Annotated in this window: 21 protein-coding genes and 1 riboswitch; of the genes, 15 read left to right on the top strand and 6 right to left on the bottom strand. The window is 38.0% G+C overall.

The window, feature by feature from the left end; all coding sequences use genetic code 11:
• The first annotated feature begins 7 nt into the window (after positions 1-7).
• Positions 8-1,240, top strand: coding sequence for an MFS transporter (locus LS684_RS04710; protein WP_233810396.1), 1,233 nt, complete (start codon positions 8-10; stop codon positions 1,238-1,240).
• Between the two features lie 31 nt (positions 1,241-1,271).
• On the opposite strand, the gene LS684_RS04715 is transcribed toward LS684_RS04710, so the two are convergent.
• Complete coding sequence (locus tag LS684_RS04715) at positions 1,272-1,526, bottom strand: YhdB family protein (protein WP_233810398.1); 255 nt, start codon at positions 1,524-1,526, stop codon at positions 1,272-1,274.
• 170 nt (positions 1,527-1,696) lie between these two features.
• Here LS684_RS04715 and LS684_RS04720 point away from each other — a divergent pair, with 170 nt between their 5' ends.
• The 10 genes from LS684_RS04720 (at position 1,697) to LS684_RS04765 (ending at position 10,171) form a co-directional block, all read left to right on the top strand.
• Positions 1,697-2,689, top strand: a complete 993-nt coding sequence (locus tag LS684_RS04720) for a M14 family zinc carboxypeptidase (protein WP_233810400.1) — start codon at positions 1,697-1,699, stop codon at positions 2,687-2,689.
• Positions 2,690-2,762: 73 nt separating this feature from the next.
• Entirely contained in the window at positions 2,763-4,178 is a 1,416-nt protein-coding gene (locus LS684_RS04725; protein ID WP_233810402.1) for a SpoVR family protein, read from the top strand.
• A gap of 107 nt (positions 4,179-4,285) precedes the next feature.
• Positions 4,286-4,855 carry a DUF6434 domain-containing protein gene (locus tag LS684_RS04730; protein ID WP_233810404.1) on the top strand — a complete coding sequence of 190 codons (570 nt, stop codon included), beginning with the start codon at positions 4,286-4,288 and terminating at the stop codon, positions 4,853-4,855.
• A gap of 124 nt (positions 4,856-4,979) precedes the next feature.
• A complete protein-coding gene (locus tag LS684_RS04735) occupies positions 4,980-5,264 on the top strand; it encodes a hypothetical protein (RefSeq protein ID WP_233810406.1) in 285 nt (94 codons plus the stop codon).
• A 26-nt stretch (positions 5,265-5,290) separates the two neighbouring features.
• Positions 5,291-6,079: a membrane protein insertase YidC gene (gene yidC, locus LS684_RS04740; protein WP_233810408.1), complete on the top strand. Its 789-nt coding sequence runs from the start codon at positions 5,291-5,293 to the stop codon at positions 6,077-6,079.
• 113 nt (positions 6,080-6,192) lie between these two features.
• Positions 6,193-6,576, top strand: a complete 384-nt coding sequence (locus LS684_RS04745) for a VOC family protein (RefSeq protein WP_233810410.1) — start codon at positions 6,193-6,195, stop codon at positions 6,574-6,576.
• Between the two features lie 255 nt (positions 6,577-6,831).
• A complete protein-coding gene (locus LS684_RS04750) occupies positions 6,832-8,244 on the top strand; it encodes a nitrilase-related carbon-nitrogen hydrolase (protein ID WP_233810412.1) in 1,413 nt (470 codons plus the stop codon).
• Between the two features lie 9 nt (positions 8,245-8,253).
• A complete protein-coding gene (locus LS684_RS04755; protein ID WP_233810414.1) occupies positions 8,254-8,793 on the top strand; it encodes a LytTR family DNA-binding domain-containing protein in 540 nt (179 codons plus the stop codon).
• 6 nt (positions 8,794-8,799) lie between these two features.
• A complete protein-coding gene (locus LS684_RS04760) occupies positions 8,800-9,219 on the top strand; it encodes a hypothetical protein (RefSeq protein WP_233810416.1) in 420 nt (139 codons plus the stop codon).
• Positions 9,220-9,282: 63 nt separating this feature from the next.
• Positions 9,283-9,459: riboswitch (cobalamin riboswitch) on the top strand.
• Between the two features lie 142 nt (positions 9,460-9,601).
• Positions 9,602-10,171 (top strand): GNAT family N-acetyltransferase, encoded by a 570-nt coding sequence (locus tag LS684_RS04765; protein WP_233810418.1) that lies wholly within the window; start codon positions 9,602-9,604, stop codon positions 10,169-10,171.
• Positions 10,172-10,745: 574 nt separating this feature from the next.
• On the opposite strand, the gene LS684_RS04770 is transcribed toward LS684_RS04765, so the two are convergent.
• Complete coding sequence (locus LS684_RS04770; protein WP_233810420.1) at positions 10,746-11,246, bottom strand: hypothetical protein; 501 nt, start codon at positions 11,244-11,246, stop codon at positions 10,746-10,748.
• Positions 11,243-11,716, bottom strand: coding sequence for a hypothetical protein (locus tag LS684_RS04775; RefSeq protein ID WP_233810422.1), 474 nt, complete (start codon positions 11,714-11,716; stop codon positions 11,243-11,245). The genes LS684_RS04770 and LS684_RS04775 overlap by 4 nt, the downstream gene beginning before the upstream one ends.
• A gap of 180 nt (positions 11,717-11,896) precedes the next feature.
• Between LS684_RS04775 and LS684_RS24095 the strand changes: the two genes are divergently transcribed.
• Together LS684_RS24095 and LS684_RS04780 are read left to right on the top strand one after the other, a co-directional pair.
• Positions 11,897-12,031: a hypothetical protein gene (locus LS684_RS24095; protein ID WP_267930370.1), complete on the top strand. Its 135-nt coding sequence runs from the start codon at positions 11,897-11,899 to the stop codon at positions 12,029-12,031.
• A 103-nt stretch (positions 12,032-12,134) separates the two neighbouring features.
• Entirely contained in the window at positions 12,135-12,755 is a 621-nt protein-coding gene (locus tag LS684_RS04780; RefSeq protein WP_233810424.1) for a DUF3298 and DUF4163 domain-containing protein, read from the top strand.
• A gap of 453 nt (positions 12,756-13,208) precedes the next feature.
• On the opposite strand, the gene LS684_RS04785 is transcribed toward LS684_RS04780, so the two are convergent.
• From LS684_RS04785 to LS684_RS04795, 3 genes are all read right to left on the bottom strand, one after another.
• Complete coding sequence (locus tag LS684_RS04785) at positions 13,209-13,820, bottom strand: class I SAM-dependent methyltransferase (protein WP_233810426.1); 612 nt, start codon at positions 13,818-13,820, stop codon at positions 13,209-13,211.
• Positions 13,821-14,305: 485 nt separating this feature from the next.
• Positions 14,306-15,601, bottom strand: a complete 1,296-nt coding sequence (locus tag LS684_RS04790) for a hemolysin family protein (RefSeq protein ID WP_233810428.1) — start codon at positions 15,599-15,601, stop codon at positions 14,306-14,308.
• A 63-nt stretch (positions 15,602-15,664) separates the two neighbouring features.
• Positions 15,665-16,351: a zinc metallopeptidase gene (locus LS684_RS04795; protein ID WP_233811543.1), complete on the bottom strand. Its 687-nt coding sequence runs from the start codon at positions 16,349-16,351 to the stop codon at positions 15,665-15,667.
• Between the two features lie 262 nt (positions 16,352-16,613).
• On the opposite strand from LS684_RS04795, the gene LS684_RS04800 reads away from it, so the two are divergent.
• Together LS684_RS04800 and LS684_RS04805 are read left to right on the top strand one after the other, a co-directional pair.
• Positions 16,614-17,168, top strand: a complete 555-nt coding sequence (locus LS684_RS04800) for an RNA polymerase sigma factor (RefSeq protein WP_233810430.1) — start codon at positions 16,614-16,616, stop codon at positions 17,166-17,168.
• The gene (locus LS684_RS04805; protein WP_233810432.1) at positions 17,161-17,922 is read left to right on the top strand and encodes a hypothetical protein; all 762 of its coding nucleotides are present in this window, start codon (positions 17,161-17,163) and stop codon (positions 17,920-17,922) included. Before LS684_RS04800 ends, LS684_RS04805 begins: the two co-directional genes overlap by 8 nt.

Raw genomic sequence — 17,922 nt, forward strand, 5'->3', positions numbered from 1 at the left:
GAATATTATGAGTGGATTGTACCGAGATCGTCGCTTCTATTTCATTCTTACGGCCAATATCCTTTCTTCGATTGGGTCTGGGATCACAATGATTGCTATCCCATGGCTTCTTGTTTCAACTCCAAGTGGAGCCTCTACTTTTGGCTATGTAGCTATTGTAATGACAATGATTAGCTTTCTTATTGCCCCATCAATTGGGCATATCGTTGATAAGTATTCTAGAAAGCGAATTTTATTATTAGCAGAGTTAATGGGACTGGTTGTCATTCTTTTTTTTGCCCTAATTGGATTCACAGGCGTAGAGTATCAAGGATGGCACTATATGATCTTATATGGAATAGGTACCTTGTATTACACGTTATTTTACCCAGCAATTTTTGCTTTTAATCAAGAAATATTTGACCCTTCCACCTACCGAGCGTTAAATGGTGCGATGGAAATTCAAGGCCAGCTTTCAAGTATGTTAGCAGGTGCGATAGCTGCAATACTGATTTCAAAGGTAGACTTGCAATGGCTCCTGTTTTTTGATGCCCTAACGTATTTATGTGGCTTGCTACTATTCATCCGCATTCCGTATGAGCAAACTGCAAATGTAGAGCAGCGAGGGGGGGCGTTCTTTAAGAAGCTTAAGGAAGGTATTCATTATATGAAAACAAAGCCTAGCTTATTTTTCTTCCTCATGGCTTCTATTATGCCTTTTATCGGTGTTATGCTAACGAATTATTTATTTCCGATACATTTGAATAGCGTTCTAAAAGTTGATGCAGGGGTTTATGGAATGCAAAGTATGCTTTATGGTGTGGGGGCAGTATTGGCTGGAGTCGTCATTCCCATGCTTGCTGCTAAACGAGGAAATATGGCTATAATCATATCGACCGTTTTCCTCTATACAGTAGGGATTACCTGGATTAGTTTTGTTGAATCAGTGCCGATTTACTTAATTCTCACGATGCTACTAGCTTTCGGAAATGCAGGAACAAGAGTGGCTCGAAATTCATATATGATGGATGAAATCCCAAATCAACTAATTGGAAGAGTCGATAGCTTATTTCGAACAATTGGCCTTGGACTTCGAATCGTCTTACTTGCTGTTTTTACAAAGCTCGCAGGTAATGGTGACATTCAAATAGCGTTTTACATTCTTTTTTCTTTCATGATACTCTCTGTTGGTGTTGTTATTTGTAGTAAGATGGCACTTAATAAGAAAGCAATCACATATGTAAGAAACACGGCTCAATAAAGAGCCGTGTTTTTATATGGTGGAATTCTCTTTACATAAAGGATGTTGCTGTTGCATCTAATACTTCCTGCTCGGAAATTTCATTGGCATGGTCAATGTAGCGTAGTAAAGAATATAGCTGCAGCTCAATTACTTTGTAGTCATTTTCAAAGTTGTAGGCGTGTAGGAAATGCTCTATTTTCTTCGATAAAAATTGATCCTCTGTTCGGACCATGAGAATCAATAGGTTATCCCATTCAGACCGATGGGTGTAATACAATGCTCTGTCATAATCCACTTTGTTCATCTGAACTCTCCTCCTTTTAAGGAGTTGATAATAGTGTATGACATTCTCACGAAAAGTTTCTCAGCAAATGTTGGTGTTTTTGATTTGACGGGATTTTCAGCATTTACCTGTATAAGCACATTCAATCTAAGGAACAATTAGGGTGCAAACGAATTATTAAAGGAGCTTTTATGAAGAAAATCATTTGTTCCCTAGTTGTAATGTTAATTGTTGTGACAACGGCATTTGCAGAACAAATACAACCAATAGTGGAAACCAACCAACCCTATACATATCAATTGCTTCAGAAAGACCTTTGGCAGCTACGTGCCAACTATCAGCTAGAGATAGAAACGATTGGCCAAACACATTTTGGTAGGAAGGTTTATGCTTTTCGAATTGGGAACGGTCCCCAAAATGTGCTGTTGATTGGTTCACATCATGGAAGAGAGTGGATTACCTCATCCCTGTTGATGAAAATGGCAGAGGATTATCTCAGTGCAAAGAAACACAATCAATTAATTGGGGAGTATTCAACTGCTATATTTAATGATGTGTCTCTTTGGGTTGTGCCAATGTTAAACCCTGATGGAGTAACCATTCAACAAGGCTTCATCGATAAGTTTCCCTATTTTCATCGAAAGCGCCTTACGATGATGAATGAAAACCTGGCTGATTTTACAAGATGGAAGGCAAACGGTGTAGGTGTAGATCTGAACCGCCAATACCCAGCAGGTTGGGAAGAGCTACCGGAGAAACCACGTTTCCATTCGTATCAATTTTTTAAAGGAAAAAGACCGATTGAAGCGAAGGAAATCAGGGCAATCGTTCAATTTACAGAACGCATACAGCCTGAAATGGCCATCGCGTATCATTCGTCTGGACAAGAGATTTATTGGAACTATCGAAATGGAGATAATATTGAGCGCGACCGGAAAATAGCTGAAGGGGTCTCACAGCTTACTGGTTATAAGCTAGGAGATCCACCAAAGAAAGCAGTGGGTGGTGGGTTTACTGACTGGTTTATTACGACGTATCAAAAGCCTGCTATGACTATAGAGATTTGTCCTTTAGTAGAAGAAACAAGCCCCCCGTTATCTACATTTGAAGCAGAATGGAATAGCAATCAATTTGTAGGAATTTATCTAGCTTACCAAGCAAAAGAGCTGTTTTTGAAAAAATAGGACATCCCTCTCTCGTCATTTCCTATCTTTTTTTATCATACATTGTGATAAGAGATGAAAGGGGGAGAGGCAGATGAGAGAGAGCGAGCAAAAAGCTCTAGAATATGCAATAGAAGAAATCACCGAGATTGCTTCTGGGTTTGGTCTAGATTTCTATCCGATGCGTTATGAAGTGTGCCCTGCTGATATTATCTATACATTTGGTGCTTATGGAATGCCCACTCGCTTTTCCCATTGGAGCTTTGGAAAACAGTTTCATAAGATGAAGCTTCATTATGACCTCGGCTTATCCAAAATTTACGAACTCGTGATTAACTCCAATCCTTGCTATGCCTTTTTATTAGATTCTAACACCTTAATTCAAAATAAGCTGATAGTGGCTCACGTATTAGCCCATTGTGATTTCTTTAAAAACAATGTCCGATTTCAAAACACAAAGCGAGATATGGTAGAAAGCATGTCAGCAACTGCAGAAAGAGTTCGTGCTTATGAAATCGAGCATGGAAAGAAAGAGGTAGAGTCCTTCCTTGATGCCGTCCTTGCAATCCAAGAGCATATCGATCCATCCCTGATGCGACCGAAGCTTGCCTGGTCTATGGATGATGTAGAATACGAAGAGGAAACGGCGCCAACCTCACCCTACGACGATCTATGGAATTTGGATGAACGAAATCGAAAGAAGGACGACAAACCAAAAAAAGGGAAGAAAAAATTCCCTCCACAGCCTGAAAAGGACTTGTTGCTCTTTATTGAAAGCTATAGCCGTGAGCTGGCCGATTGGCAACGTGATATCCTCACGATGATGCGGGAGGAAATGCTCTACTTCTGGCCACAGCTTGAGACGAAAATCATGAATGAAGGCTGGGCTTCCTACTGGCATCAACGAATTCTCCGTGAAATGGATTTAACGTCTGGTGAAGCATTGGAGTTTGCGAAGTTGAATGCAGGGGTTGTTCAGCCATCGCGCACGAGTATTAATCCGTATTATTTAGGTTTAAAGGTGTTCGAGGATATTGAAGAGCGGTATAACCATCCAACAGAAGAGATGAAGAAGCGGGGGGTTATGCCAGGGTCTGGCCGGGAGAAGATGTTTGAGGTGCGTGAAATTGAATCTGATATTTCCTTTTTACGAAATTATTTAACAAAGGACCTCGTGACAAGAGAGGATATGTATTTATTCCAGAAGCAAGGAAGAGACTATAAGGTCATTGATAAGCAGTGGGAGCAAGTACGCGATCAGCTCGTCAGCATGCGCGTAAATGGAGGATTTCCGTACTTAACAGTAGCTGAAGGAGATTATTTAAAGAACGGGGAGCTCTATTTATTACATGGGTATGAAGGAATCGAGCTGGATGTAAAGTACTTAGAAAAGGTACTTCCCTATATCAATCAGCTTTGGGGCCGTCCGGTTCATCTAGAAACGAAGATTGAAAACAGAAGAATGCTATACACGTATGATGGAAAAGGGGTTCATCGAAAGTATTTATAGGTGTTAAGGAAAGCAGTCTGATTTGAGGCTGCTTTTGTTTTGTATATATTTTACAAACAAGAACATTCGTTCTATAATGGGGTATGAGAAACAAGGAGGTGGTAGGATTGAGACCCACATTAACAAGAGGTATGAGTCTAGAGAGCTTTCGAGACTATTATTGGCTAAAGGAAGAGTTACAATCTTTTTGTCGTGTAAATGGGATAAGTGCCTCAGGTGCAAAAGTTGAGATCGCTCACCGGATTGAAGTATTTCTTCAAACAGGTGAAACCTTATCTCCAATTAGAAGAACAAGGGCACTTCAGAAGGTAGAAGCTGAAACTACACTTAGTTTAGATACGGTTATTACCGAAAATCATCGGTGTAGTCAAACTGTACGTGCTTTCTTTAAGACAGTCATTCCTAAATTTCATTTTTCTACGTTTATCCAAACCTATTTAAAAAACAATGTTGGTAAAACCTATCGTGAGGTAGTTGCAGCTTGGCATGAAGAAGAGAAACGGAAGAAAGATGCTGCCTATAAGAAAAACATCGGCCCGCAATTTGAGTATAATCAGTTTATTCACGATTTTTTTGCTGACCCCAAAAATAAAGGAAGAAGTCGTCAAGAGGCGATTCGTGCATGGAATGAAATCAAAAAGCTTCCTGGAAGTAATCGATATATTTCCACCACATAATCAAATGATACGACTATGAAGCTTCCTTATTTTGCTACCCCTTCCTCTGGATATATATTGTTCTTTTATGATTGTTTGTTTATAGTTGATGTATTGTCAGGACAGATTGAGGTGATTTCGTTTGTTGGATTTAATTGTAGAGCTATCCAATTTTTCTAGCATCTATACTTTTTATGGTAGTTTGCTTCTAGGGGTTCTGCTAGTTAGCTTTTTCCCGCTTAGTACAAGAAATCAACTTACAAGTACGTGCTTTACGATGGAAGGCAGTCATCAGACCAATGTAAAGCTTGTCCTAAATGCACATCTTTATATAAACCATACCATACGGTGGATTCATAAGACGATTAAAAAGTATCAATACACTGATCCCGATATAGAAGGCCCGTATCTACTACTCATTTCCTCATAAATAATAGGATTAGGAGTAGATACGAGATGAAAAAAACAAAAGCATTATTTATCATTTCCTTATTACAGGTAATGATGATTGTTTTAACAGGCTGCCAACAGCAAACAAGTGAAGGAAGCTTCTTTTACACTTATTTTGTCAATCCATTCGTTGTAGCCATTCATGGAATTGCTGAATTATTCAATGATAATTATGGAGTGGCCATAATTATCATTACGATTTTGATTCGTCTTGTTTTAATGCCTTTTATGTTAAAACAGTATAAAAATCAGCAACAAATGAAGTCGAAAATGGAAGGATTAAAGCCAGAAATGGAACAAATTCAAACGAAGCTTAAACAAGTGCAGGATAAACAGGAACAACAACAGCTTCAACAAGAAATGCTACAACTTTATCAAAAGCATGGAGTAAATCCGTTGAATGTGGGATGTTTGCCCATTCTGATTCAAATGCCGATATTAATGGGCTTGTTTTATGCCATAAGAGGGTCACAAGAGATTTCCACCCATTCGTTTTTATGGTTTAGTTTAGGACAACCTGATATATGGGTTACTGCGATTGCAGGGCTTGTCTACTATCTCCAATTTAAGGTTTCACAAAAGAATATGACTGTAGATCAGCAGCAACAAATGAAGATAATGGGGTTACTATCCCCCATTATGATCGTGATATTTTCCTTTAGTGCACCAGCAGCTCTTCCGTTGTATTGGGTCGTAGGAGGTCTGATTCTCATCATTCAATCGATAATCGGTCAAAAGCTATATGCCCCTATACCAATTAAACCAACTGACGTGACTAATGGAAGTGAGGGGTAATGAACAACACCAAAATTTGGTACACATGAGGAATTTTGATTGATTTAGAGAGGATTTTACCCAGCAACCGACGAATACTATACATCATTCCCTATAGAGGAGAGATGTGTTCAATGATTAATCAAGTAGGACAAATTATGTTATATGTTCATGATCAAGATGAGGCTGTTAGGTTTTGGACGGAAAAGGTTGGATTTGAGGTCATTTCTGAGGAAAACAATGGCCAAGGGATGAGATGGATAGAGATCACCCCTAGCGGTATTGCACAAACAAGTATGATTCTTCATAACAAAGATTTCGTTGCGAAAATGTCACCTGGCTTGAACCTAGGTACTCCATCTCTTATGTTTTTTACTGACAACCTTGAGAAGTTTCATAAAGAGCTATCAAGTAAGAATGTTAAGGTAGGGGATATTGTTACAATGCCATCTGGAAGAGTCTTTAACTTTGCGGATGCGGAAGAAAATTATTTTGCTGTAATGGAAAAGAGTAACTAATTGTCTATTGATAGAGTGATTGTCCAGTTAATTTCAGGATGATCACTTTTTTCTTTGTGCTTACCCTTTTCCGATTATTGGATAAAATTCCATCCTTGCTAATTCTGTACTACTCACCTTCAAATCTGTCCTTTCTACGCAAATCTTCAGGTAGATTTCATTAATACCTCCTATACTTATGGTAACAAAGCGAGAGGAGAGATGATGTTGAAAAAGTTGAATCCAATCTATTTACTTTTGTTAGGTGGGGTCTTTATGGTGCTCAGTAATGGAAAGTTTCTGATCGCACCAGCTGCGTGGATTTTCCCAGTGTTATTCTTATTTGCTATAAAAGACATGAGTTGGAAGTTGGCTTGGATCTCGTTAAGTTTGGTCACAGCATTGAGTAATCAATTGAGCTTTCATAAGATGCTTCCAGAACTCCCGATTCCAATGTTTGAATTCATTCCAGCGGCAGCAGGGTTTCTTTATGCCATTCCGTTCGTGTGGCAAAAAATTTACTTTTCAAAAGCCCGTTCTTTTCTAGCAACCTTCATTTTACCCTGTACTTACTCCCTATTAGACTTTACAAATGTATATTTTAATCCGTATGGCACCTTTGGGGTGTTAGGCTATTCGCAGCATGATATGTTGCCAATTGCTCAGTTTGCGTCCTTTATAGGGGTTACAGGAATTACCTTTCTCATTACATGGGTAGCATCCATTATTTATTGGGTAAGTTTGGATTTTACCAAACGAAGAAGAGTGGCCATCATTAGTGTGACAGCACTTGCCCTCATTGTTACCTTAGGCGGTTTGCGAATGTATATCCATCAGCATGAAGAAACGGTTGCTGTATCAGGAATTCATACGGTGGATCGAACGGACTCTGATGTATTAGAAATCTTTACTTTACACAAAAAGGACATGAGTGATTTTGTTGAAAAAGCGGAAGAGCGAATGGATGGGCTGCTAGAATTGACGGTTGCTGAGGCAAAATCAGGTGCCAAAATTATTCATCATTCAGAGGGTGTCATCGTTATAGATGAATCACAGACATCCATGTATTTAGATAAGCTAAAAAAGGTTGCAAGGAAGTATCAGGTCTACATTTTAACCGTTCCCTATATATTCACAGCGGAGGAAGAACCGAATGAAAATGTCTTATATATCATTAACCCTGAAGGAGATGTAGCATTAGAGCATTATAAATATGGGGGCAATGCGGTAGAAAATACGGTCATGGGGAATAAGGAATTGACCACCGTTGATACGGAATATGGCCGGCTTTCGGGGATTATATGCTGGGATAAGGATTTTCCTGCAGTGGTTGATCAAATTGGAGAGCTTAAGGTAGATATCTTGTTTATTCCATCTGCTGATTGGAGAGAACTTTCTCCCTACCATACGATCGTTGGAAACTTCAGAGGGATTGAGAACGGGGCGAATGTTGTTACGCAAACCGTTAATGGTATGTCGATGATTACCGATTACAAAGGTCAGGTTTTAACGAAAATGGACCATTTCTCAACAGACCACTGGGTCATGAGGGGGCACGTTCCGACAGAAGGTGTGACGACCTTTTACTCATTGTTCGGGAAATATTTGGTTGGCTGTATTATACTGATATTAGCTCTAACCATCGTATATATACATCGCTTGGAGCGAAGAAAAAAGCTGAATCATTAAGGAGTTATAATGCGAGTAGGTCTTGTTTGCAGAAATGAAATTCGTGAGGAATTAATCAATCGATTAAAACCATATGGAATAGAAATCTATCGAGAAGCGGATCTTTACATGGTGGAGGAGGGACTTCATAGCGGTTTTTTACCATGCATTGTGTTCGACCCGAACGATCTGAACAGGCTAGGTGAAATTCTAAAGCCATTCGCCCCTACCTCAGCTACATCAAAAATTATTGGAAGTCACAATGAGGAATTTTATGTGATTGACCATGAGCAAGTATTGTACTTTGAAGCAGTGGATTCTGCCGTATTATGTCATACAGCAAAAGAGGTATATCGTTTAAAAGAAAAACTCTATCAACTGGAGGAACGTTTGCCAAATGAACGGTTTATTAAAGTAAACCGTTCCTTTATCGTTAACATTGATTCCGTTGCGAAAATAATTCCTTGGTTCAATCGCAGACTGCTTCTCAAATTTGTTCATTCAAAAAAAGAAGTGGAAGTTTCCAAAAGCTTTGTTGGACCGTTTAAAGAGTTTTTAGGAATGAGGTAAGATGCGATGAAAAAATATTTTATAGAAGCAATTATCATATCAGCTGTTTTAGGTATGGTGATCCGAGCAATCGTTCTTTTTCTAATGGGAGAAAATTTATTTTCATCCGTAGAAAGCTATTTCTTTAGTATGGTGATTGCCATGGTTTCTTGTGTGATTTCTGTTTGGGTTCATGTAAAAGTACTTACAAGTAGCAAGATTCCATTTATTACAAAATACATGATTACGTCATTGTTAATTTTATTCATATATTTAATGGGGAATTTGTTCTTCGGTGGATGGGCCATCATCTTTGAAGCTGCATTTTATGGCTATGCGTTATTGATTCTTCTCTTATCATGGCCATTAATTTATCAGCTTAATAAAAGGATTAGAGCGTATCAGCATTTTTTATCGGTGAAAAAATTACAGAATGGCAAAGAATAGATAAAGTCCTATTCATAGGCAGGAAATTCAATATTTTTAAAGAATGTATCAACATGAAATAATGATATTACCGGTAGATAAGGTGTCCACTTGGACTTAAAAGGGAAGCTGGTGAAAATCCAGGACTGTTCCCGCAACTGTAAGTGTTGACGAAATAAGCATGCCACTGTCTTCTGATGGGAAGGGCTTAGAGTAGGAGGAAACACAAGTCAGGAGACCTGCCTTATTTATGTGTCGTATCTTCTTCGGGAGCTAGGAAGATGCAACGAGGTGTGTTGGCGGGACGACAGGTCTGTTTGCTAATGAATCTACGTTGTGTATCTTCCATCTCTCTTATTAGAGAGGTGGTTTTTTTCTGCCTCATGGAAATGGGGGATGAACTATGAAAGTAGAGTTGATTAAAGATCAAATGGAGATGAAAGGAAGGTTACAAACGATTCCGTTTCATGAACAATTAAACCGATTTCGTCCAGCAGAAAATCAGCAAATGGCTATGATTAAGGCGATCGAGAGGGGAAATGCAATGATGACCCTAGCTGTCTCCGGGCACTATATTGTAGGATACACCATTATTCTTCCACCAGAAGAGGATGAGCGCTGGCATAAACTCCCCTACCTTAAAATGGTAGGTGTGATGGAGGTAGCACCTTCCTTTCGAAATTTAGGACTAGGAAAAAGGCTTATACAAGGGTTATTTGAGGAAGATGAAATGGTACAATCTATCATTGTGTCATTGGAGTATTGTTGGCACTGGGATCTGGGAATGACAGATGGAGATCCGCTTCCTTATAGCAGAATTCTGAAAAATGTACTAAAGTCAGCAGAATTCATCGAATTTGAAACAACAGATCCTGATATTGCCCTCTATGAAACCAACTTTATGATGGCTAGAATTGGAAGTAGCATTACGGCTGAACAATATCAGGAGTTTAAGAAATTAGCCAAGCAATAAAGTAGAAGTCTGAAATATCTGTTGATTATAGGGTATAAATGGGAAAATGAGTTTGGGTGATGAAACATGAATCGAAGAAAAACCGTCTTGGTGTTATCTATCTGTCTTAACTTCATGCTATTTACTCATCCATCAGGTGCTGTTCGCTAAAGTAGGTCCAGTTGAAGTAGGCATCCAGTTTAAAGAAGCGGCTCGAACGAATAATATAAAGATTATTTCGCCTTACATTGCTGATGGAAGAGAGCACCAACTATCAGAACAAGTGCTAAACCAAGTATATCAACGAATGAGCAGTGCTACGAGTTTCCAGACCTACGAGTTACTGAAATTTAGTAATGGTGAAATGGTGCTACTCAACCTAACATCTGACCATAAAATCCAAGAAGTTGTGTTTGTTCCAGAAGAGTCACGAAAGCTGTTTAAGGATTGATGTTGGGCTTTAGGTAAACCTAGGGACATTAATCTCGTTTGTGGGTTTCAATTTGCTTTGACCCTGTTGCTAGAGAAAGCTCAGAACAGAATGTGGTGGAAAAGAGCTTCCGAAGAAGCTCTTTTCCATCTAAACAAATGTTAGCTAATTGCCTTCAGGAGATATTGAATTCCGCTTAACTAGCTCATAATACAGGGCCGTTGTGGTCTGTACAATTAAAAATACGACTACAGAGAATTGAATACTATATCCATCTTGGTAATGGATGACACCCATAATAGTTGACAATTTTTCCATCGTTAAACCGATAACTGTCCAGCCTAGGATATAGGGGATAAATGTAACTTTTTGTATAGCAAATTTCTCATAAAAATACACAAAGAAATAGCCGAAAAACGAAAAGGAAAAGTAAGTGATTAAATCAAAGAGCTCGTAATGATTGGAGTCGTTTACTTTATAGTAGTCATGAAATCCTCCGCCAATGGTGAAATCAAATAAGAGAGAGCTCGCAAAGCCCCACGTTAAAAATAATATTGTGATATACCTGGGAAGAATCTTTTTAAACAACAGAAAAGCTCCTAAGGCAACAGAGAATAAGAGTAGTATATAGATTTCATTTTGATCAAAGGATTCCCAAAGCATCATGAGAAGCTCACCTCATTCCTAGAGAGCCACTTGTAAAGCTTAGATGTAAGTATAGCCACTCCGTTCAAAAATAGATAATAAAGGGCACTATATCCATAATTCCATTCCATGTATTCTGTAATACCTAAAGAACGAGAGAGGACACTGACAAATAATAGTGATATAACAGCCGCCAATATAACTATGACCTTCTTTGAAGTATTTCCCGCATTATTGTAAAAATTCACATGCAATAGCAGAACAAAAGGGACGATGATAGTTCTAGTTAGTAGATATGCCGTATAGGGTAAAGCTTTCTCGGCTACTGTTACCCACTCAAATTCATCGACGATTATCCAGGTGAAATTTACACTAAAGATTAATACAACAAGAAAAACAAATGTATTCGCAGACAACGAAAGACTTTTCTTCGTAACGGCAAATAGCGCGATGACAAACCATGAGATAAAGAAAAAAATAACAAATGCCATAAAATCCTCCACCCATTTTTTTCTAGTAGTTTGTGTCATGTGACGATAGAATATGTATGATCCAAATGAAAAAGAGTGTTATTTTTCATATAAAAGTTTATTGCTTATATGAATGGGGGAATAAGAGATTCAAGTAAGAAAACAAAAATGCTAGTGAATTTATGAATGGAGGAGATTCAAATGGCAAATACATTAATTTTACTCGGGGTAATCATTATTCTCTTAAGTCTATTTACTTCAATAGGTACTGGAACCGCACTATTAATTGCAGTTATCCTATTTATAGCTGCTTTATTAATTCGTATGAAAAAATAAAACAAGAGAGTCATTATCATACTTGTTACAATAAGTCCTCCTCATAACCTTGTTCTGTATAGAATACAATGTGTGGAACAGCGATTATGAAGGAGGATTCATCATGACGATGACATTTCCAGTTGCAGTTTCAACAAGAATGGTTAGTGATGGAACTAGAGAAAATGTATATTATCCGCATATTTTTGGTATGAAAGAAATCATATTTGAACACCAAATCAATCGTGATATTGTTTCTCAAACTCAAAAGCTAATTAATGAACAAGCAGGAGAGGAGCCGTCAACGGTAAAGGAAATGCTGGGCTCATATGAAATAAAAAATAATCAGCGTCAAGTGCTAAGTTTATCCTTAACCAACTATACGTATCATAATCAAGCTGCCCACGGAATGACCCTCATTCAATCTCTTACATTTGATCTGAAAAAGAAACAGAAATGTACGATAGAAAGCTTATTTAGACCGGGAAGTGATTATGTAAAAAGGCTATCGAAAATCATCAAGAATCAAATAAATGATAGGAAGATTCAAACACTAGGAGATTTTACTGAAATTAGACCGAATCAAAATTTTTATATTGCTGATAAAATACTAGTCATTTATTTTCAATTATACGAAATAACTCCATATGTCTATGGATTTCCTATGTTTCCAATCTCCATGTATGACCTACAGGATCTCTTGGTTGAGGATGGGGCACTCGGAAGAATGGCTGTGAATAATTAATATATGTATGAAACCGTAATACAATAAGTAACTTGGAAAGGAAGTTCCTTTGTTTATGTTTGCCATAAACCGTTCATGAAGGAACAAGCACAAAGGGAAAGCTGGTTGATTTAGAAAAGAGGCTGGGACATAACTATATGACTCCTTCTCAAAGACGAACAATGACTTTTTTAAAATAGGTAGGTTGTAAAAACAAGTTCGTTCCACCTGCGCTGCAGACACTCGCTTTCCGCGGGGAGGAAGCTGAGCCCCCTCGCTGCGCTTTGGTGTCTCAGCTTTTCCTCTATTTCCCTTAGTAGTCGAGAGGCTTCCGCTCCATTCCACTATTTTTGGAAAAAATTGTTTTCCGCACAAACAAAAATACCCGAACTAGTAAAAGGAGATAACTCCTGATCGTTCGGATATACCATTGACTGAAATACTTATGTCCCAGCCTTTTTTACTTTCGTCCCTTTATTTTTTACAAACGGCGATTCCAATCGGATAAGAAAACTCTTCATTATGTGGTTCAATTAATACCCCGTCTTGTACATAGAATTTCGCTTCCATGTATTGTGGAAATAAAGCGTGAAATTCATTTACGGTTAATTGATGAACATGAAAAGGAGAGCCACATTCAACTCCACGACCTTTCCCAAAAGGTGTTGAAATGATTAAGGTTCCACCAGGTTTCAACAGCTGATAGAGGTTATCTAGAAATTGTTGTTCCTCTTCGATATGCTCTAGTGTTTCAAACGACACGATGGAATCAAACGTCCCGATTTTCTCTAGAAGAGAAGGGTCAACGGCGTTTTCACATTTATATTCAATTAAAGGATGATGATACCTTCCTCGGGCATAAGCAATCGTTGCTGCATCATTGTCTACTGCTACAATTTTCTCGAATCTCTTCTTTCGAGTCTTTGCTAATATGAGTGATCCAAAGCCAGCCCCACAAGCTAAATCAAGCACGCTTCCTCCAATGTGACGAATGCTAAATTGATAACGAGCAATATGCTCAAGCAATAACATATTCGTTGGCTTTAACTGATCAGGGATGATTCGTTCTCCAGTAAATTCAATCACAAACTCGCTCCTCTACCATTTTATATGGTAGCTTCATTATAACAGACTAGAAAGAATCGAGTAACAGCGAAGAAGGTGAGGGGGGAAGACCATTCTAAGGATCGTGTGTATCTATGGAAGAGTTATGAGGAGGTGGTCATTCAAAAAATATTCATACAAGATAGGAAGCTCATATGTAACGAGTCATTCATAATAAATAGGCTCTCCTTTCTTTTGAAAAAACGCTTCAAAACTTGTTGAACGAGCGAAAATGAAAGTGAAGTGAGCGAAAGTTTGTTCTACACGAGCGAAAACGTGTCCAATAGGAGCGATACTTTGTCGAACTTGAGCGGAAATGAGAAAAAACGAGCGAAAGTTCACTGAAGTGAGCGAACGCTCCAACACGGGCTTAGTCACACCACTTCCACAACTTCGAAAACTACATAGCAATTGAATATTAAATAAAAGCCCTCATCTCTATTAAGATGAGGGCAGGGATATTAAGATTATAATTTCTTAACCTCTAGGTACTGTATTTGGTGACCATCAATTTTCTGAACAATAAATTGATAGCCTTCCGCTTCTAGAATAGAGCCGACTTCAGCATCAAAGTTATGAGATAGGAACCAACCGCCAATCGTATCAATATCTTCATCAGATAAGTCCGTAAATAGAAGCTTATTTACGTCTGTAATCAGAAGCTTTGCGTCGAGGATATAATGGTTGTCTTTCAGCTTTCTGATTTCAGGGACTTCATCTTCATCGAATTCGTCACGAATTTCCCCGACGATTTCTTCAATGATATCCTCGACTGTGACTAAGCCTGAAGTACCGCCATATTCATCCATTAAAATGGCAATATGCTTACGTTCCTTTTGCATTTTAATCAACAAGTCGTGAATGGGTATCGTTTCAATGACACGAATAATTGGATTAATGAAGTCTTTAACCTGTAACTCCCGTTCGCTGTTTTCTTTTAGAAGAGCAACAGTTAATAGCTCCTTAACATTAATAAATCCAAGAATGTTGTCTTTATCTCCATCAACTACTGGGTAACGAGTGTAACGTTCATCTTTGATTGTATGAAGAATATCTTCAAAATGATCATCGATGGAGACGGTAACGATTTCTGTTCTCGGTACCATAATTTCCTTTGCAATTCTTTCATCAAATTCGAAGATGTTGTTCACATACTTTAGTTCATTCTTATTAATCTCGCCACTCTCATAGCTTTCGGAAAGAAGAATTCGTAATTCCTCTTCAGAGTGTGCTAATTCATGGTCAGAAGCCGGTTTTAATCCGAATACACCAATAATTACACGAGCAGAACCGTTAAGAAGCCAAATGAAAGGATACATAATTCGATAGAACCAAATGATTGGTGTTGCAAATAACAGGGTAACTGCTTCCGCTTTTTGAATTGCAATGGTCTTCGGTGCAAGCTCTCCGACAACTACATGTAAAAATGTTACGATAGCAAAGGCAATTCCAAAGGATAAAATATGCGTTATCGTTGCATTTAGATGAAAGTACTCAAATAACGGGTGTAACAGCTTTTCAACAGTTGGCTCACCTAACCACCCAAGCCCTAAAGCTGTAATAGTAATTCCAAGCTGACAGGCGGATAAATACTCATCTAAATGGGACACGACCTTCTTTGCAGCAAGTGAACCCTTTTTCCCTTCAACTACCAATTGCTCAATTCTTGATGTACGAACCTTGACAATAGCAAACTCGGTTGCAACGAAGAATGCGGTTAATGCGATTAAAAGAATAATTAGAAATAGGTTGATTGTTAGCAATGAGTAGTCCTACAAATAAATGTAAGACTTTGCACCTCCTACATGTCTGGTTTAAAATGTAAATTAGTCTTCGTCTTGACCTTGCATGAAAATCATCACGAATTTAATAAGTTCAAACAATGCCATTAAAGCAGCAGCAACATATGTTAAAGCAGCAGCATTTAATACCTTATTCACTCCGCGTTCCTCATCGTTAAATAAAATTCCTTCTGAAAGCATCAATGTTTTTGCACGTCTGCTTGCATCGAACTCAACTGGTAATGTGACTAATTGAAAAGCTACAGCTGCTGAGAAAAATACAATCCCAACTCCGATTAACGATAGTTGCTGGAGTAAGATTCCACCTATGAAGAGAAAGGGTGCGATCCCTGATGCAATATTGGCAAACGGAAAAATTTTGTGACGAAGCACTAATGCTTGATATGACTCTTTATGCTGAATAGCGTGACCTACTTCATGAGCTGCAACAGAAACGGAAGCAATGGATTGCCCGTAATAGACAGATTCAGAAAGTCTAACCACTTTTTTCATTGGATCATAATGGTCTGATAACGTGCCGCGTACGACTTCTATCGGAACATCGTATAAACCATTTGAATCAAGAATTTTTCGAGCAGTCTCAGCTCCTGATAATCCTGTGCGAGTAGCCACTTGAGACCATTGATTAAAGTTACTCTTTACTTTAAATTGTGCCCACATTGAAACACCTAATGCTAAAAAAATCAGAATATCCATTGGATGGAAAAACATTGGTTTCATAACCTCCAAAAAGTTTTCTATTTTTTATAAGAAATCATGCATCTATTCTACATCCTTCATCCTCCAATAAAATTGTGCTAATAATTTAAATATAAATCCAAAGTGGATAGATCACAACTAATACGTACTAATGTGTTAAAGGTTTCGAATTATGTCGATTTTTTTCAAAAAATTATCGTTCCTCTCAAACTTTTCAAAATTAAATTTCGAATATATTAACGAAGAAGCAATATCGAGAATATGTGGTGAAGATATGAATCTGGAGCAGCAGTGGATCAAAAAAGTCAAAAAAAAAGCAAGCAGCGAAGCAGCAAACAAGCTAATCTCAAGCTACTACAAGGAAATTTATGCCTTTGTTTATAAGCAGACGCTTGATGCAGAGCTATCGTTAGACATCACACAAGAAATTTTTATAAGTGTTCTTAAGTCAATTAACCGTTTCGATGAAAAAAAAGCATCGTTTCGAACTTGGCTTTATCGAATTGCTTCCAACCGGCTGGTGGATTACTACAGGTCTAAGCAATATCAATATAGTCAACAATCAGAAACCATTGAAGGGTATGAGTTTGAGAATGAAGAGGATGTGATTGTCCAATTGGAATACAAAGAGGATGTAGAGCGTATTGCATCCATTGTCAACAGGCTTGAAAGCAGCACCCAGCAAGTCGTTCGGCTCAAGCTATTTGCTGAGTATACACTGCCGGAAATTGCTGAAGTTGTCCAAATGCCTTTATCAACAGTTAAGACAAAATACTACACAGCCATTAAAAAGATAAAAAAAGAAATAAAGGAGCAGGAAGATGAGTAAAGAGAAATTCACCATTCCGATGCCAGAAGAAAAGAACATTCAATTAGAAATAACCCAAATTGTACAGGCAGGTATGAAGCAAAGACCCTCCTTTGCTACGTATTTATATCATATATACAAACAAGTAGGATGGAGGAATTTCCTGCCGATGGGGAGAGGGGAATTCGCTATTATTCTTTCGTGCTTAGCCATTCTATTGTTTCTATCAAGCGGAATTTCGGAAACGGAAGTGGTACGTGAACAGGATCTATATGCCTTTACCTTTTTGTTTTCACCCTTGCTTTATTTGTCTCTTTCTGTTTATTTTTTTGCCCAAAAATTTCAGGCTGGTACGTATGAAGTAGAGATGGTTTGCAAATATCATATATTTCAAATCGCAGCCTTTCGCATGCTTATGTTTAGCGTAGTATCCATATTAATCAACATCATTTATATTACTTTTCTTGTTGGAATGTATGCAGATTTAAGCTTTGTAAGAGCCTTGATGATTTCTCTCACTTCGCTATTCCTGTTTTCGATTTTCTTCCTGTTTATTTGTATGAAAAAAAAGTCTCTCCCATTTGTCGCAATGGCGGCAGGAACATGGGTAGCTTTGAATATTGGTTTTCACTTCTTTGACAACCATTTTTATCAAGATTTTCTAGTGAAGCTACCGATTGCTGTATATGTGTTTGTATTCATAGTTAGTTTTGCTTTTTATGTCAGCTATTTAAAAAAAATCATGTATGTTAAACCATCGGAAGGAGTTCAATAA

This window comes from Cytobacillus spongiae (assembly GCF_021390075.1).

Bases quoted from the DNA above. Each gene is read 5' to 3' on its own strand.
- LS684_RS04715 (WP_233810398.1), bottom strand. From the start codon at position 1,526: ATGAACAAAGTGGATTATGACAGAGCATTGTATTACACCCATCGGTCT.
- LS684_RS04770 (WP_233810420.1), bottom strand. From the start codon at position 11,246: ATGATGCTTTGGGAATCCTTTGATCAAAATGAAATCTATATACTACTC.
- LS684_RS04720 (WP_233810400.1), top strand. From the start codon at position 1,697: ATGAAGAAAATCATTTGTTCCCTAGTTGTAATGTTAATTGTTGTGACA.
- LS684_RS04780 (WP_233810424.1), top strand. From the start codon at position 12,135: ATGACGATGACATTTCCAGTTGCAGTTTCAACAAGAATGGTTAGTGAT.
- LS684_RS04750 (WP_233810412.1), top strand. From the start codon at position 6,832: ATGGTGCTCAGTAATGGAAAGTTTCTGATCGCACCAGCTGCGTGGATT.
- LS684_RS04725 (WP_233810402.1), top strand. From the start codon at position 2,763: ATGAGAGAGAGCGAGCAAAAAGCTCTAGAATATGCAATAGAAGAAATC.
- LS684_RS24095 (WP_267930370.1), top strand. From the start codon at position 11,897: ATGGCAAATACATTAATTTTACTCGGGGTAATCATTATTCTCTTAAGT.
- LS684_RS04710 (WP_233810396.1), top strand. From the start codon at position 8: ATGAGTGGATTGTACCGAGATCGTCGCTTCTATTTCATTCTTACGGCC.
- LS684_RS04745 (WP_233810410.1), top strand. From the start codon at position 6,193: ATGATTAATCAAGTAGGACAAATTATGTTATATGTTCATGATCAAGAT.
- LS684_RS04760 (WP_233810416.1), top strand. From the start codon at position 8,800: ATGAAAAAATATTTTATAGAAGCAATTATCATATCAGCTGTTTTAGGT.
- LS684_RS04800 (WP_233810430.1), top strand. From the start codon at position 16,614: ATGAATCTGGAGCAGCAGTGGATCAAAAAAGTCAAAAAAAAAGCAAGC.
- LS684_RS04775 (WP_233810422.1), bottom strand. From the start codon at position 11,716: ATGGCATTTGTTATTTTTTTCTTTATCTCATGGTTTGTCATCGCGCTA.
- LS684_RS04795 (WP_233811543.1), bottom strand. From the start codon at position 16,351: ATGTTTTTCCATCCAATGGATATTCTGATTTTTTTAGCATTAGGTGTT.
- yidC (WP_233810408.1), top strand. From the start codon at position 5,291: ATGAAAAAAACAAAAGCATTATTTATCATTTCCTTATTACAGGTAATG.
- LS684_RS04805 (WP_233810432.1), top strand. From the start codon at position 17,161: ATGAGTAAAGAGAAATTCACCATTCCGATGCCAGAAGAAAAGAACATT.
- LS684_RS04755 (WP_233810414.1), top strand. From the start codon at position 8,254: ATGCGAGTAGGTCTTGTTTGCAGAAATGAAATTCGTGAGGAATTAATC.
- LS684_RS04765 (WP_233810418.1), top strand. From the start codon at position 9,602: ATGAAAGTAGAGTTGATTAAAGATCAAATGGAGATGAAAGGAAGGTTA.